The 13,805-nt window shown below is 64.3% G+C and carries 12 protein-coding genes; 6 read left to right on the top strand and 6 right to left on the bottom strand.

Annotated elements, in window-relative coordinates; genetic code table 11:
* Positions 1–3: 3 nt before the first annotated feature.
* The 3 genes from G5V57_RS30120 to folE are packed head-to-tail and all read right to left on the bottom strand — an operon-like array spanning position 4 to position 1,891.
* Positions 4–846, bottom strand: coding sequence for a patatin-like phospholipase family protein (locus G5V57_RS30120; RefSeq protein ID WP_165172309.1), 843 nt, complete (start codon positions 844–846; stop codon positions 4–6).
* Between the two features lie 38 nt (positions 847–884).
* On the bottom strand, positions 885–1,262 hold the full coding sequence (gene hisI / locus G5V57_RS30115; protein ID WP_165172307.1) for a phosphoribosyl-AMP cyclohydrolase: 378 nt from the start codon (positions 1,260–1,262) through the stop codon (positions 885–887).
* Positions 1,262–1,891, bottom strand: a complete 630-nt coding sequence (folE, locus tag G5V57_RS30110) for a GTP cyclohydrolase I FolE (RefSeq protein WP_165172305.1) — start codon at positions 1,889–1,891, stop codon at positions 1,262–1,264. The genes hisI and folE overlap by 1 nt, the downstream gene beginning before the upstream one ends.
* A gap of 114 nt (positions 1,892–2,005) precedes the next feature.
* Here folE and G5V57_RS30105 point away from each other — a divergent pair, with 114 nt between their 5' ends.
* Positions 2,006–2,461, top strand: a complete 456-nt coding sequence (locus tag G5V57_RS30105; protein ID WP_165172303.1) for an iron-sulfur cluster assembly scaffold protein — start codon at positions 2,006–2,008, stop codon at positions 2,459–2,461.
* Between the two features lie 6 nt (positions 2,462–2,467).
* Here the strand turns inward: G5V57_RS30105 and betC are convergent, their stop codons facing one another.
* Entirely contained in the window at positions 2,468–4,018 is a 1,551-nt protein-coding gene (gene betC, locus G5V57_RS30100) for a choline-sulfatase (protein ID WP_165172301.1), read from the bottom strand.
* A 52-nt stretch (positions 4,019–4,070) separates the two neighbouring features.
* On the opposite strand from betC, the gene yidD reads away from it, so the two are divergent.
* A complete protein-coding gene (yidD, locus tag G5V57_RS30095) occupies positions 4,071–4,385 on the top strand; it encodes a membrane protein insertion efficiency factor YidD (RefSeq protein WP_165172299.1) in 315 nt (104 codons plus the stop codon).
* Positions 4,386–4,462: 77 nt separating this feature from the next.
* Here yidD and G5V57_RS30090 read toward each other — a convergent pair whose 3' ends face one another.
* Entirely contained in the window at positions 4,463–5,176 is a 714-nt protein-coding gene (locus tag G5V57_RS30090) for an outer membrane protein (protein WP_165172297.1), read from the bottom strand.
* A gap of 210 nt (positions 5,177–5,386) precedes the next feature.
* Between G5V57_RS30090 and thrS the strand changes: the two genes are divergently transcribed.
* Complete coding sequence (gene thrS / locus G5V57_RS30085; protein ID WP_165172295.1) at positions 5,387–7,351, top strand: threonine--tRNA ligase; 1,965 nt, start codon at positions 5,387–5,389, stop codon at positions 7,349–7,351.
* Positions 7,352–7,389: 38 nt separating this feature from the next.
* On the opposite strand, the gene G5V57_RS30080 is transcribed toward thrS, so the two are convergent.
* Complete coding sequence (locus G5V57_RS30080) at positions 7,390–8,319, bottom strand: LysR family transcriptional regulator (RefSeq protein ID WP_165172293.1); 930 nt, start codon at positions 8,317–8,319, stop codon at positions 7,390–7,392.
* Positions 8,320–8,383: 64 nt separating this feature from the next.
* On the opposite strand from G5V57_RS30080, the gene G5V57_RS30075 reads away from it, so the two are divergent.
* The 3 genes from G5V57_RS30075 to G5V57_RS30065 are packed head-to-tail and all read left to right on the top strand — an operon-like array spanning position 8,384 to position 13,668.
* Positions 8,384–9,274 (top strand): DMT family transporter, encoded by an 891-nt coding sequence (locus G5V57_RS30075; protein ID WP_165172291.1) that lies wholly within the window; start codon positions 8,384–8,386, stop codon positions 9,272–9,274.
* A 57-nt stretch (positions 9,275–9,331) separates the two neighbouring features.
* Positions 9,332–10,456, top strand: a complete 1,125-nt coding sequence (locus G5V57_RS30070; protein ID WP_165172289.1) for a linear amide C-N hydrolase — start codon at positions 9,332–9,334, stop codon at positions 10,454–10,456.
* A complete protein-coding gene (locus tag G5V57_RS30065; protein ID WP_165172287.1) occupies positions 10,453–13,668 on the top strand; it encodes an AAA family ATPase in 3,216 nt (1,071 codons plus the stop codon). Before G5V57_RS30070 ends, G5V57_RS30065 begins: the two co-directional genes overlap by 4 nt.
* Positions 13,669–13,805 lie beyond the last annotated feature (137 nt).

Here is a 13,805-nt window from a genome sequence, read left to right as displayed (position 1 = left end):
GGTCTACAACACCGAGATCGCGCGTTCGATCTCGGGCATGGCGCGGTCGACCGCCTCGCGGCCGGCCGCGATCGCTTTCTCGGCCTTGTCGAACTCGAAGAGGCCCACACCATTGGCGCGCAGATTGAGCGAGATATCGGGTGGATCACCGGCGAGGCGCGAGCGCGACAGCCGGTCCTGCGTGATGTTGAAGGCGGCGACCAGCACCGAGGTGAGGCTTGGCGCCGTGTTGCTCTTCTCGCTCGCCGCGATGTCGGGTGGATTCTGGATGGCGATACCGGTCGCCGTCTCTGGGCCGAGATTGACCGCGATCACCATGCGGGCGCCGAGCGCTCGGCAGGCGGCGACCGGCACCGGATTGACCACGCCGCCATCGATCAGCCAGTGGCCGTTCACGCGCACCGGGCGGAACACACCGGGAAGGGCATAGGAGGCTCGGATCGCCGGGGCGAGCTCGCCCGAGCGCAACCACAATTCATGGCCGGTGCCGAGCTCGGTGGCGATGCAGATGAAGGGGATATGCGCATCGGCGAAGGTTACACCGCCCACCGCCGTGTCGAGCAGATTGCCCAGTCTCTCGCCGGCGATGAGGCCCGAGCCGCGCCAGGAGATGTCGATCAGCGAGAGGACGCGCCGACGCGTCAGACCGAGCGCAAAATCCTTGAGAGCCGGGAGCTTTCCCACGGCGTGCATGCCGCCGGCCAGCGCGCCGATCGAGGAGCCGGCAATGGCGCAGACGTGAATGCCGTTTTCCTCCAGCCGTTCAATGGCGCCGATATGGGCCCAGCCACGCGCTGCGCCCGCGCCGAGGGCCAGCCCGATCGCGTGCCTGATATTCCCGTTCATGGCACAACTTTACATCGCAGCCAGGCGAACGGGAAATCTCAAATTATTTCAAGCCTGTAACCTTGTGGTGAAGGCGTCACCCGGCGATAGAAGCAGGAATGCCGCCCGGTGTGGCAGGCCACGCCCCGCCCGGCCATGGCGACGGAAAGCAGAACCGTGTCCTGGTCGCAGTCGAGCCGGATGTCGATAACCTTCTGGGTATCGCCAGATGTGGCGCCCTTGCGCCAAAGCTCGCGGCGCGACCGGCTCCAATAATGCGCCTCGCCGGTTTCGAGCGTGAGGCGCAAGGCTTCGGCGTTCATGTAGGCCAGCATCACCACGGAGCCGTCCTTGGCGTCCGTCACAATGGCCGGGATCAACCCGTGGTCGTCATAGCGCGGCGCGAAGGCGGTCGATTCTTCGTCACCCTTGGACATCAGAGGGAGAAGCCGCCCGAGGGCGCCCGCACAAGCTCCATGAAGCGGGCCTGGAGGGCCGGATTGGCTTTGAACTCACCGGTGAACTGGGTGGTGATGGTGGCGACATTGCGCTTGTTGACCCCGCGCAGCGACATGCACTGATGCACCGCCTCGATGAGGACGGCCGTACCCCTGGGGTTCAGCGCCTTGTCGATCGCCTTGGCGATCTGCGCCGTCATGGTCTCCTGCGTCTGAAGCCTGCGGGCATAGATATCGACCACGCGGGCGAGCTTGGAAATACCGACCACCGCATGGGAGGGGAGGTAGGCCACATGGGCGCGGCCGATGAAGGGGACGATATGGTGCTCGCAATGCGAATTGAACTCGATGTCGCGCAGCATGACGATGTCGTCATAGCCTTCATCCTCATCGAAGGTGCGCGAAAGGGCCTGCAGGGGATCTTCGCTGTAGCCCTTGAAAAACTCGCGGTAGGCCTTGACCACGCGCTTGGGCGTATCGACCAGCCCCTGGCGGGTCGGGTCGTCGCCGGCCCAGGCGATCAGCGTGCGAACGGCCTCCTCGGCCTCCTCCTGCGAGGGGCGCTTGACCGCCGATTCCCGTGCGATTTTCTTGACCACAGCATCCATATTAGGGCTCACTTTGACATCCGTTTTGGCCGCTCCCATATCATGGGCGGGTTCCAGGGGCAAACGTGCCGGGCGGCGCCTTGCGGCGTGCTTCCGACGCACTAGAATGTGTGCATGATCAACGAAGTCTACAATCGAAAGATCCTCGAATTCGCGGCCGATATTCCCCGGCTGCAGCGTCTCGCCGCGCCCGACGCTACGGCAACCGCGATTTCGCGGCTCTGCGGCTCCAAGGTGACGGTCGACGTCAAACTGGCCGACGGCAAGGTCAGCGACTTCGGCCATGAGGTCAAAGCCTGTGCGCTGGGCCAGGCGTCCTCCTCGATTTTGGCCCGCCATGTGGTGGGCTCGACCCCTCAGGAGCTTCGCGACCTGCGCGGCCGAATGTATGCCATGCTGAAAGAGGGCGGTGAGCCGCCCACCGGCAAGTGGCAGGATCTCGAAGCGCTCCTCCCGGTGCGCGACTTCAAGGCCAGGCACGCCTCGACGCTCCTCACTTTCGATGCGGTAGTCGACGCGCTCGACCAGATCGCGGCCAAAGCTGAACCGAAGGCCGCCGTGCCGGCCTGATATCTCTCAACGCCTCTTGTCCTCGATATCGGGTGCCGCCGGGAACCGGCTTCTGAGGTCGCGATCGGTGACCGACATGTGGTTGCGGGTATATTGTTCGGAGGCTTGGCGCAGCGGCTGGAAATCCCAGGGGAAATGCGCGCCGCGCCGCAAGGCCTCGAACATCATGAGACGCGACTGCTGGCTCTCCAGCACCTCCCCGGTGATGCGGGCGATATCGAAAGCCTGCTCGACCTCGCGGCGGAACGCCTGCGCCTGCGCCTTATGGCGCGGCTCATCCGCCAGGTTGACGCGCTCCTGGGGATCCACCGCCAGATCGAAGAGCTGATCGGGATCGACGGGCGTATGGATGAACTTCCAGTTGCCGCGCCTCAACATATAGAGCGGGGCAACGGCGCCTTCGGCCAGATACTCGCCCCAGGCGGTCGCCTCCTTATCCTCGGGCGCACCGCAGAGCAGGGGATAGAGAGACCTTCCGTCGATCTTGCGGGCAAACCTCGCCTTACCGTCGGCCGCGATATCGGCGAAGGTCGGCAACAGATCGCAGAGCGTCACCGGCTCGCTCACCCGGCGCGATGCGAAGCGCTTCGGTGACCAGACGATGAGAGGCACATGCGCCGAGGGCTCGAGAAAAGACATTTTATACCAGAGGCCGCGCTCGCCGAGGAAATCGCCATGATCGGAGGTGAAGACGATGATGGTGTCGTGGAGCTTACCCGTCGCCGCGAGGGCCGCCATCAACTGACCGATCAGGTCGTCGACATAGGATATGTTGGCGTAATAGCCATGGCGCGCGGCGCGGATATCCTTCTCCGTCACCACATAATCGCCCATCGCTGACATCTCATAGAGACGCCGGCTGTGCGGATCGAGATCCTCCTTGGCGAGGGCCGGGATCGCCGGCAGGTCGATGTCCTCGTCGCGATAGAGGTTCCAGAACCTGGATCTGGCCGCGTAGGGATCGTGCGGATGGGTGAAGGAGGCCATGAGGCAGAAGGGCGCCTCATTCTCGTATCGGGCATAGTCATAGATCTTGCGGGTGGCGAGGAAGGCGACTTCGTCGTCGAATTCGAGCTGGTTGGTGATCTCGGCGATGCCTGGCTGCAGGACGGAGGTCATATTGTGGTACCACCAGTCGATGCGCTCCTGACGCAGGCGCCAGTCGGGGGTCCAGCCGAAATCGGCAGGATAGATATCGGTGGTGAGGCGCTCTTCGAGGCCATGCAACTGATCCGGGCCGACGAAGTGCATTTTCCCTGACAGGCTCGTGCGATAACCCGCTATCCTCAGATAATGCGCAAAGGTCGGAATGGCTGAAGGGAACTCGGCGGCGTTGTCATAGACGCCGCTGCGCGAAGGGAGCAGGCCATTCATCACCGCGGCGCGGGCCGGGGCGCAGAGCGGGCTCGGCGTATAGGCATTGTCGAACGCCACCCCTTCCTGCGCCAGGCGATCGAGATGGGGTGTCTTCACCAACGGATGGCCGTAGGCCTTCAGGCTGCGCGCCGCCAGTTGATCGGCCATGATGAAGAGAATATTGGGCTGGGGCGTGGGCATGCCTATCTCCGTAACGGTCGCCCGACTTTAATCGGCTTGCGAAAGAGACAGAATGTGTGAACGGCGCGATGAGGCTGAAAACCGACAGGCGACTACGCCTGTGGGCTTGGCGTTGCTGGGGCTGATCCGGCTCTATCAGCTCACCGTCTCGTCCGTGCTGGGACGGCGCTGCCGCTATCTGCCGACCTGCTCGGATTACGCCATGGATGCGATCAGGTTGCATGGCGCCTGGGCCGGCTTCTGGCTCGGCCTATCACGCGTCTCCCGCTGCCATCCCTGGGGCGGCGACGGTTTCGACCCGGTGCCGGGAACATTCCCGCATAATGACTGGCGAGCCTGGCGCCACGTCGCCTGGAGGCGAAAATGAGGAAGGCGCCGGATGGGAACTCCAGCGCCTTCCAACTGCAGGCAGCCTAAGCAACTAACAAGTAACGTCTGGAGCGATCAGAAGTAGTTGCCGAAGTTGATGGTCAGGCCGGCGCGGATCAAATGGATGCCGCCGTCGAATTCGAGATCGACCGTGCCGACGTTGAGGTCATATTCCTCGTCATCCATGCCGAGGTAGAGATACTCGAGGCGGGCGTGCAGATACTCGCTGAAGGCATGTTCGATGCCGCCGCCGCCGGTCCAGCCGCCGGTCCACTGGGTGTCATCGATGTACTCACGGCCATCGACGATCGAGCCAACCTCACCGCCGAAAGAGGTCTTTACCCAGGCAAAACCACCGGTGGCGTAAAAGAGAGTGTCGTGATTGAAGATGTAGCCGGCGCGGGCGCGCAGCGTGGCGATATCCTTGATCTTCATGTCGGTCGCTTCGTCCGGATCGTCATTGTCGACGCTGCCGGCCCAGCCATAGTCACCTTCGACGCCGATCAGGATGCCGTTGCCAATATCGTAGTTGAAGCCGGCCAGCAGACCGCCACCCCATGTGAAGCCGCTCATCTCGGGATCAATAAGGCAGTCGGCCGGGTCGTTACATTCCGCGTCATAGCGGCTCTCGACGCCGACGCCCATGACAAACCCGCCGATATAGGGACCGGTCCAGGAGCCGCGCATTTCGGGCGGCGGCGGCTCATAATCGGCGGCCTGGGCCACCGTGGTGGTCACGGCGACAAGGGCCGCCGTGCAAAGGGAAAGGCGAAGAAGGAATTTGGTCATAGTTCGTCCCCAGCTGTGTTGCTGTGCAGTTCGGTCAGGGAGGATGACTTGTTAAGGTTAATACGCGGTTATCGAGCTTACATCTTCCGGCTGCTGATCGTCCGTGTACGGTCAGCAACCGTTGACCGGGGGCGACTGCGCTGCCATAAGCGGCCCGTTGCAACTTGAAAGCTTACCTGCTGCGTGTGCAGGAGTGAGCAGGAGAAGACCATGATAAATCTGACTTTTCCCGATGGCGCCGTGCGCCAGGTCAATGCGGGACTTTCCGGCGCCGAGCTCGCCGCCTCCATCTCCAAATCCCTCGAGAAGAAGGCCGTCGCCCTGATGAAGGACGGCGTCCTGACCGACCTCGCCGATCCGATCACCGCGGACGCCAAGGTCCGAATCATCACCAGGGATGATGCCGAAGCGCTCGAACTGATCCGGCACGACGCCGCCCATGTGCTGGCCGAAGCCGTGCAGGAGCTTCATCCCGGCACCCAGGTTACGATCGGCCCGGTGATCGAAAACGGCTTCTTTTATGACTTTTTCCGCAATGAGCCGTTCACCCCGGAAGACTTTCCCGCGATAGAGAAAAAAATGCGGGAGATCATCGCCCGGGACAAGCCCTTTAGTAAACGAATCGTTTCACGTGAAGCGGCGAAGGAATTCTTCAAGTCAAGAGGGGAGCTGTTCAAGGTCGAGCTGGTCGACGCCATCCCGGAAGATCAGGAGATCAAATTCTACGACCAGGGCGGCTGGATAGACCTATGCCGGGGCCCCCATATGACCTCCACCGGCAAGATCGGCTCCGCCTTCAAGCTCATGAAAGTGGCAGGCGCCTATTGGCGCGGCGACGCCAAGAATCCGATGCTGACCCGCATCTACGGAACCGCCTGGGCCAATGACAAGGATCTCCAGACCTATCTGACGGCCCTGGAGGAGGCGGAAAAGCGTGATCATCGCCGGCTCGGGCGTGAAATGGACCTGTTCCATTTCCAGGAAGAGGGGCCGGGCGTGGTGTTCTGGCATCCCAAGGGCTGGACCCTGTTCCAGGCGCTCATCGCCTATATGCGCCGGCGACTGCGCGCCGACTATCAGGAGGTGAACGCGCCCCAGGTCCTCGACAAGGTCCTGTGGGAGACCTCAGGGCATTGGGGCTGGTACCGCGAGAACATGTTCAAGGTGCAGACGGCGGGCGATGAAACCGAGGACCAGCGCGTCTTCGCGCTCAAGCCGATGAACTGCCCGGGCCATATCCAGATATTCAAGCATGGCCTCAAGTCCTACCGCGATCTACCTATAAGACTTGCGGAATTTGGCGCCGTGCACCGCTATGAACCATCCGGCGCGCTGCATGGGCTCATGCGGGTCAGGGGGTTCACCCAGGACGATGCGCATGTCTTCTGCACCGAGGAGCAGCTCGCCGAGGAGTGCCTCAAGATCAACGACCTGATCCTCTCGGTCTATGCCGATTTCGGGTTCACTGAGTTCGTCGTGAAGCTGGCGACGAGGCCGGAGAAGCGGGTCGGCACCGATGCCATGTGGGACCATGCCGAGGACGTGCTGAGCCGGCTCCTGGAGCGGATCTCGCGGGAATCGGGCGGCCGCATCAAGACCGGCGTCAATCCGGGCGAGGGCACCTTCTATGGCCCCAAGTTCGAATATACGCTACGCGATGCGATCGGGCGGGAATGGCAGTGCGGCACCACCCAGGTCGACTTCAACCTGCCGGAGCGTTTCGGCGCCTTCTATGTCGATGCCGATGGCCAGAAGAAGATGCCGGTCATGGTGCACCGCGCCATCTGCGGCTCGATGGAGCGTTTCACCGGCATCCTGATCGAGAACTTCGCCGGACATTTCCCGCTCTGGCTGGCGCCCATCCAGGCGGTGGTCACCACCATCGTGTCGGATGCCGATGACTATGCCGAGAAGGTCCGCCAGGAGCTTGCGCGCGCAGGCCTCAGGGTCGAGACCGATCTGCGCAACGAGAAGATCAACTACAAGGTGCGCGAGCATTCGGTGGCCAAGATCCCGGTCATCCTGGTCGCTGGCAAGCGCGAGATGGAGGAGGGCACACTCAATGTCCGCCGCCTCGGCTCGCAAGCCCAGCAGTCGCTGAAGCTGGAAGAGGTGGTTAAGATGCTGGTTGAAGAAGCCACGCCACCTGACGTCAAGCGCGAGCGGACGGCGTAGTTCGCCGGGCTACTTAATTGATCTATGAGGTTGTGCGGTTAACCATCTGAATTAACGAAGTTTTCTTCACTTTTCTCGGAGAGGCCGGCGGCCGCCATGATCCTCCTGGCCAGGATCGTGGCGGCAGGCCGGGGCTTCCGTGCCGGCCGGTCGAGCCAATACGAGACCGGGTTTTTGACTCTATGGGAGTCGACCTGAACAGTGCGGCGCTGGTGGTGCGACCCCTCGGTCAGGGGCGGCCGGGCAAGCGCTATCCCTAAGCCATGGGCGGCCGCGTCGAGGACCAGATTGTAGTCCTCGAAGCGGCGGTCCTGCGGGCGCGGCCGGTAGTCGATGCCCTGGCCGGCGAACCAGGCCCGCCAGGCTGCCGCATCTGAATCGTGGATGAGCGGGAAGCGAAGCAGGCGTTCGGGCTCTCCGGAGCCGATACGCTGGGCGAGATCCGGCGCGGCGATCGGATAGCACAGCTCCTCGAAGAGCTGCACGGAAATGCGGTTGGGGACACGGCCCCGCCCACAGCGGATCGCCAGGTCGCCGCCCTCGGCCTCGAGATCGGCATAGCGATGCTCGACCGTGAGCTCGATGCGCAGAGGCGGGTCGCCACCCTCGAAGCCGGCGAGCCGCTGCATCAGCCAGAGGCTGCTGATCGAGGGGATCGAGGTCAGGCGGACCACCGCGGTGCCGCGCGCTTCGATCCAGCGGTCGGAGCCGTCGGCAATGATCGACAACGCTTCAGAGGTGCGCAGGAAGAGGCGCTGGCCCTCCCGCGTCAGCGCCACGCCGCGCGCCTGGCGTTCGAACAGCCGGTGACCGAACCAGCGTTCGAGCTTGGCAATTTGGCGACTGACGGCGCCATGGGTGAGGTTCAGGGCGTCGGCGGTGGCCGAGAAGCTCCCGGTTCGCGCCGCCGCATCGAAGGCGCGCAAGGTGTCGAGGGGCGGCAAAGGGGTCGATGAGCTGTGATCCATGTTCACAGCTCATGCTCGATTGTTTCGTTTGTCAAGGAGCTCGTTTGGTCCGACATCGGAACCCATGTCCAACACCGCCACATCCACCGCTCCGGTCACCCGCGACGTCACCGCCATCGGCGCCGTTATTGTCACTATCCTGATCTGGGCCTCGGCCTTCCCGGCCATCCGGGCCGGCCTCAAGGACTTCGGTCCGATCGAGCTCGGCGTCTTGCGCTTCGCGATCGCGGGCGTGCCGGCCGCCCTCTATCTCCTGATCACCCGGCCGGGCTGGCCCAGGGGGGCCGAGATCTGGCGCATCCTGATCGGCGGCATCTTCTTCGTGGCGCTCTATACGGTGCTGCTCAATATCGGCGAGCAGACCGTGTCGGCCGGGGCAGCCGCCTTCATCATCAACGTCAACCCGATCATCACCGCCATCTTCGCGATGCTGCTGCTGAATGAGACCTTCAGCCGCTGGGCCTGGGCCGGCACGGCGGTCTCCTTCGCCGGCATCGGCTTCATCGCCTTCGGCGAGGGCGAGGGGCTTGCCCTCAATCTGGGCGCGCTCTTCGTCTTCGGCGCCGCTCTGTGCAACACCGTCACCACCATCGCTCAGAAGCCGCTCTTCAAGACGCACAAGCCGGTCACCGTCGCCGCCTGGAACATCGTCATCGGCGCTCTCATCCTGGCGCCGGCCATGCCGGATGCGATAGCGCAGGTTCCGCAGGCCTCGACCGAAGCAATCCTGTCGGTGATCTATCTCGGCATCGGGCCCAGCATGATCGCTTATGCGAGCTATTCCATCATGCTGTCGAAGTTTCCGGCGAGCCGCGCCTCCAACTTCCTCTACAGCGTGCCGCCGATTTCGACCTTGCTGGGCTTTCTGTGGCTTGGCGAAGTTCCGGGGATCGTGGCCATTGTCGGCGGCGCCATGGCGCTGGCCGGTGTCGTCATGGTCAATTTAGCAAAGTAGGCCACGCGGGGCAGGGATCCGTCATGGTACTCTCCACAAGAGACAAGGGAGAGTACCATGCCGCGTCTCCTGCTTCTTCTTATCGTGGCGCTGCTGCCGGCCGCCGCCGATGCCTGCACGACGATCGCCTTCACCAACCCTGAGCGTCCCATCCTCGCCTATAATTTCGATTTTCCGATCGGGCAGGCCGTGGTGCTCGTCAATAAGGCCGGCCTCGACAAGACCTCGGAGACGCAAGGCCGGCCGGCGCGTTGGCGGGCGCGCTACGCCTCCATCACCTTCAACATGTTCGGGCGCGACTCGCCGATGACGGGTATGAACGAGGCCGGGCTGGCGACGAGCCAGATGTGGCTCGACGAGGCGCGCTATGAAGCGCCCGATGCGCGTCCCACCATTGGCGTCGCCGAATGGATGCAATATGTGCTCGACACCTCCGCCACGGTCGAGGAGGCGCTCGCCAATATCGCCAAGGTCCGCATCGAGAGCCGCATTCCGCTGCACTACAAGCTGATGGATGCGGGCGGCAACGCCGCGGTGGTCGAATTCCTGGACGGCAAGGCCCAGATACGGAGCGCGGACGGGTTACCCTATGCAGTGCTCGCCAATGACAGCTATGCACGCTCCCTCGATTTTCTGAACCAGGTGAAGAGCGGCGGTGCGCAGGCGCAGGGCAGCGGGTCGCTGGCCCGTTTCACCCGTGCCGCTCTCGCCCAGCAAAGCGCGCGCGATCCAGCCGGCGATCCGGTGGCGATGGCTTTCGCGACGCTCGCCGATGTCGCCCAGAGCGGATATACGCAATGGAGCATCGTCTATGACGTGGCGAAGCGCGAAGTCCGTTGGTATACACGCGGCAATGCCGCCATCCGCTCGGTCAGTCTGGCGGGGTTCGATGCCTCCTGCGCCACGCCGACGCTCTTCATCGACATCCAGGAAGGGGCGGACGATGTTTCCTCGCGCTTTCGCCCCTTCGCGAGCGCCGACAATGAACGGCTCATCCTCGCGACCTTCAAGGCCACGCCCTTCCTCGCGCATATCGAAGAGGCTTCGATTCGGCAGTCGGCGCGCTGGCCCGATCAGAGCCCGTGCCGGGGGAATGAGGATCGATGCGCGGCGCGGTGGAAATGTGATATCGCTCGCGTGATCATGGTGGCGACACATCAATTTACCGGAAGAGGCACATGAACTGCACGGCGTGCGGCACACAAGCCAAGCCTGGCCAACGCTTCTGCACCGCCTGCGGGGCGGCGCTGGCGCTCGCCTGCCGGGCGTGCGGGGCGCAGAATGCGCCGGGATCGCGCTTTTGCGGCGCCTGCGGCACCAACCTGACCGCGGCGCCGGAAGTTCGTCCGCCGGACAGCGAATTGCGTCCGGTCACGGTTCTCTTCGCCGATCTCTCGGGCTTTACCGCGCTCTCCGGCGAGCGCGATCCGGAAGACGTGCAAAGGCTGCTCAATGATTTCTTCGCCATCGCCGACGGCGTGATCGTCAAGCTCGGCGGCACCGTCGACAAGCATATCGGCGATTGCGTCATGGCGGTCTTCGGCGCCCCCATCGCGCATGGCGATGATGCCGAGCGCGCGGTCTCGGCCGCCCTGGGGATCAGCGCCGGGCTGGCGCCGCTCGCCGCCCGCTATGGCGAGGACAGGATCGAGGTGCATTGCGGCCTCGCCGCCGGCACCGTGCTGGCGGCCTCGACCGGCAGTGATGTGCACCGGCCCTATACGATGACCGGTTCCTCGGTGAATCTGGCGGCGCGCCTGTGCGACCTCGCCAGGAGTGGCGAGATCCTGCTGTCGGAAGATCTGGCCCAGGCGGTGGCGCATCGCCATGCGGTGGAAGATATGGGGCCGCGCCGGCTCGACGGCTTCGCCGAGGCGCAGGTGGTCTTCAAGCTGGTTTCGGGCGAGGTCAGGCAGGGTATCGGGGCGCCAAGCTTTGTCGGGCGCAAGGCGGAATTGCGCCAGATCGAAGCGCAGCTCGATATCACCGCGAAAGAGCGGACGGGCCGCATCGCCTTTATCCGCGGTGAGGCTGGCATCGGCAAAAGCCGGCTGATGGAGCAGGCTGTGGCGGCGGCGCGCGGCCGCAATTGCCGCTGTCTCGCCGCGGCGGTGATGAGCTTTGGCGCCGGCAGCCATTCGCAGCTGCGCCCACAGGTCACCCAGGCGTTGCTCGGCGGCGACGATCTGGCCGCTTTCGTCACCCGCGCCAAGCTCAGCGAGCGCGACGAGACCTTTCTCCATGATCTGCTGGGCATAGGCCTGCCGCCTCGGCTCGCCCGGGTCTTCGATACGTTCGACATGGCGGGCAGACGGGCTGCCCGGGCCCGGACGCTCACCATGATCGCCGGGCTTGCGGCGCAGGCGAAGCCGCTTCTCATCGCGATCGAGGATCTTCATTGGATCGATGAGGACGGCCTCGATGTGCTGGCGGCGCTGGCCAAGGCCGCCGAGGCGCATCCGATCACGCTGCTGCTGACCGCGCGTCCCGATGGTGATCCGCTCGATGCGGGTTTCCGCGCCCGCATCGCTCCGACGCCGCTCACCACCATCGATCTGGCTGCCTTGCCCGACAAGGATGCACTGAGCCTCGCCGAGCAGATGCTCGAGGGCGGCAGTGCTCTGGTCAAGGATGTGCTGGCGCGCGCCGCCGGCAATCCGCTGTTCCTGGTGCAGCTTCTCCATCATAAGACCGGGGCGGGCGGCGAGGCGCTGCCGCAATCGATCCAGAGCCTCATCGTCGCGCGGCTCGACCGGCTGGGCGAGACCGACAGGCGCATCGTGCAGACGGCCTCGGTGCTCGGCCAGCGCTTCACCCAGGCCGAGATCGACCACTTGATGGAGGGGACAAGCGTCCCGCTGCGCGCTCTGATCGACGCCTTCCTGATCCGGCCCGGTGCGCAAGGCTTCGAATTCGTCCATGCGCTGGTGCGCGAGGCGACCTATGGCACCTTGCCCAAATCACGCCGCCAGGCGCTGCATGTCAAAGCGGCGCACTGGTTCACGGCGCGCGACCGGCTGCTCGCCGCGAGCCATCTCGATCAGGCGCAGGATCCGGGAGCCGCTGCCGCCTATGACGCGGCGGCGCAGGCCGACTGGGCGATCTATCATTATGAAACGGCGATCGCGCTAAATGCGCGCGCCGTGGCATTGGCCGGGGAAGGGCCATTCAAGGCCGAGCTCCTGACGCGGCGCGGCGAGATGCTGCTCGAGACCGGGCAGATCGCTCCTTCGCTCGCGGTCTGGCCCGAAGCGCTGAAACTCGCCGGCGAGGAGCGCGCGCTCGTCTGCCGCGCCAATATCGGCTTCGCGCAAAGCCTCAGGCTCGCCGACCGCTTCAGTGAGGCGAATGCGGCGCTCGACCGCGCCATGGCGATCGCCGAGGAGGACAAGCTTCTGCATGATCTGTCGCGCGCCTATTTTCTGCGTGGCAATCTCCTGTTCCCGCAGGGCCGGCACGCCGAATGCCTGGCCGCGCATCAGAAGGCGCTCGATTTCGCGCGCGAAGCGGGATCGGTCGAAGCCGAGATCCGCGCCCTGGGGGGCCTGGGTGACGGCTATTACGCCGATGGCCGCATGCTCAGCGCCCATGACGCCTTCACGCGCTGCGTGGCACTGGCGCGCCAGGAGGGTTTCGGGCGGATCGAGGCCGCCAATCTGCCGATGTGCGCCATCGCGGCCTTGTCGATCGGCGAGTGGCGTGAGGCCAATGACTATAATCGTGAAGCGCTGGCGCTCGCCGAGCGCGCCGGAGCACCCCGGGCGGCGATGATCGCTCATCATTGCAGCTATTTCGCGCTGTTCGAGGCCGACGAGCTCGCGGCGGCGCGCGTGCATGCGGCGAAAGCCGACGAGATCGCCATCGCGCTCGGCGCCAAGCGCTTCGAGGCGGAGAGCAAGATGTTCTTCGCCGAACTTGCCATGGTCGACGGCAAGTTTGATGAGGCCCACTATTATACGCGTCTCGCCTATCAGCTGTGCGAGGAGACCGGGCTCAACTATATGGGTCCCATCGTGCTTGGCCTGCTGGCCGAGCTCGCGGCGAGCGACGAGGAACGCGAACGCCATATCGAGAAGGCCCGGGCCATATTGGCGTCCGGAGCGCCCAGCCACAATCACATGTATTTCAACAGCCACATGATGACGGCGGCCCTGAAGCGGCGCGACTGGCAGGAGGCCGAGGAATTCACCCAGGCGCTAGAGGCCTATGCCGCCAAAGAACCCTTTCCCTGGGCCCAGTTCCTCATCGACCGGGCCCGTATCCTGAGCCGCATCGGCCAGGGAGAACGCTCGCAAGAGGCGCAGGAAGAACTCCACCGCGTCGCCGCTTTCGGACGCAAGCTCAACTTCGTCCGCGCCACCAAGGTGCTCGATGACACGATCGCCGCCTTTTGAGGCGGGCGACCAGAGCCTGGCCGGCTCGTTAAAGCGCGATGATTTTAGACTGCAACACACCCTCATGCTGAGGCGCGACCCCGGCCTCGAGCCGGGGGAGCCTCGAAGCATGATCCAGGTCCACAGGCCTTGCCGCT

This window comes from Nordella sp. HKS 07, from assembly GCF_011046735.1.
Taxonomy (GTDB): Bacteria; Pseudomonadota; Alphaproteobacteria; order Rhizobiales; family Aestuariivirgaceae; genus Taklimakanibacter.
Note: the sequence above shows the minus strand (reverse complement) of the source record. Positions and strands in the feature narration are given on the sequence as shown.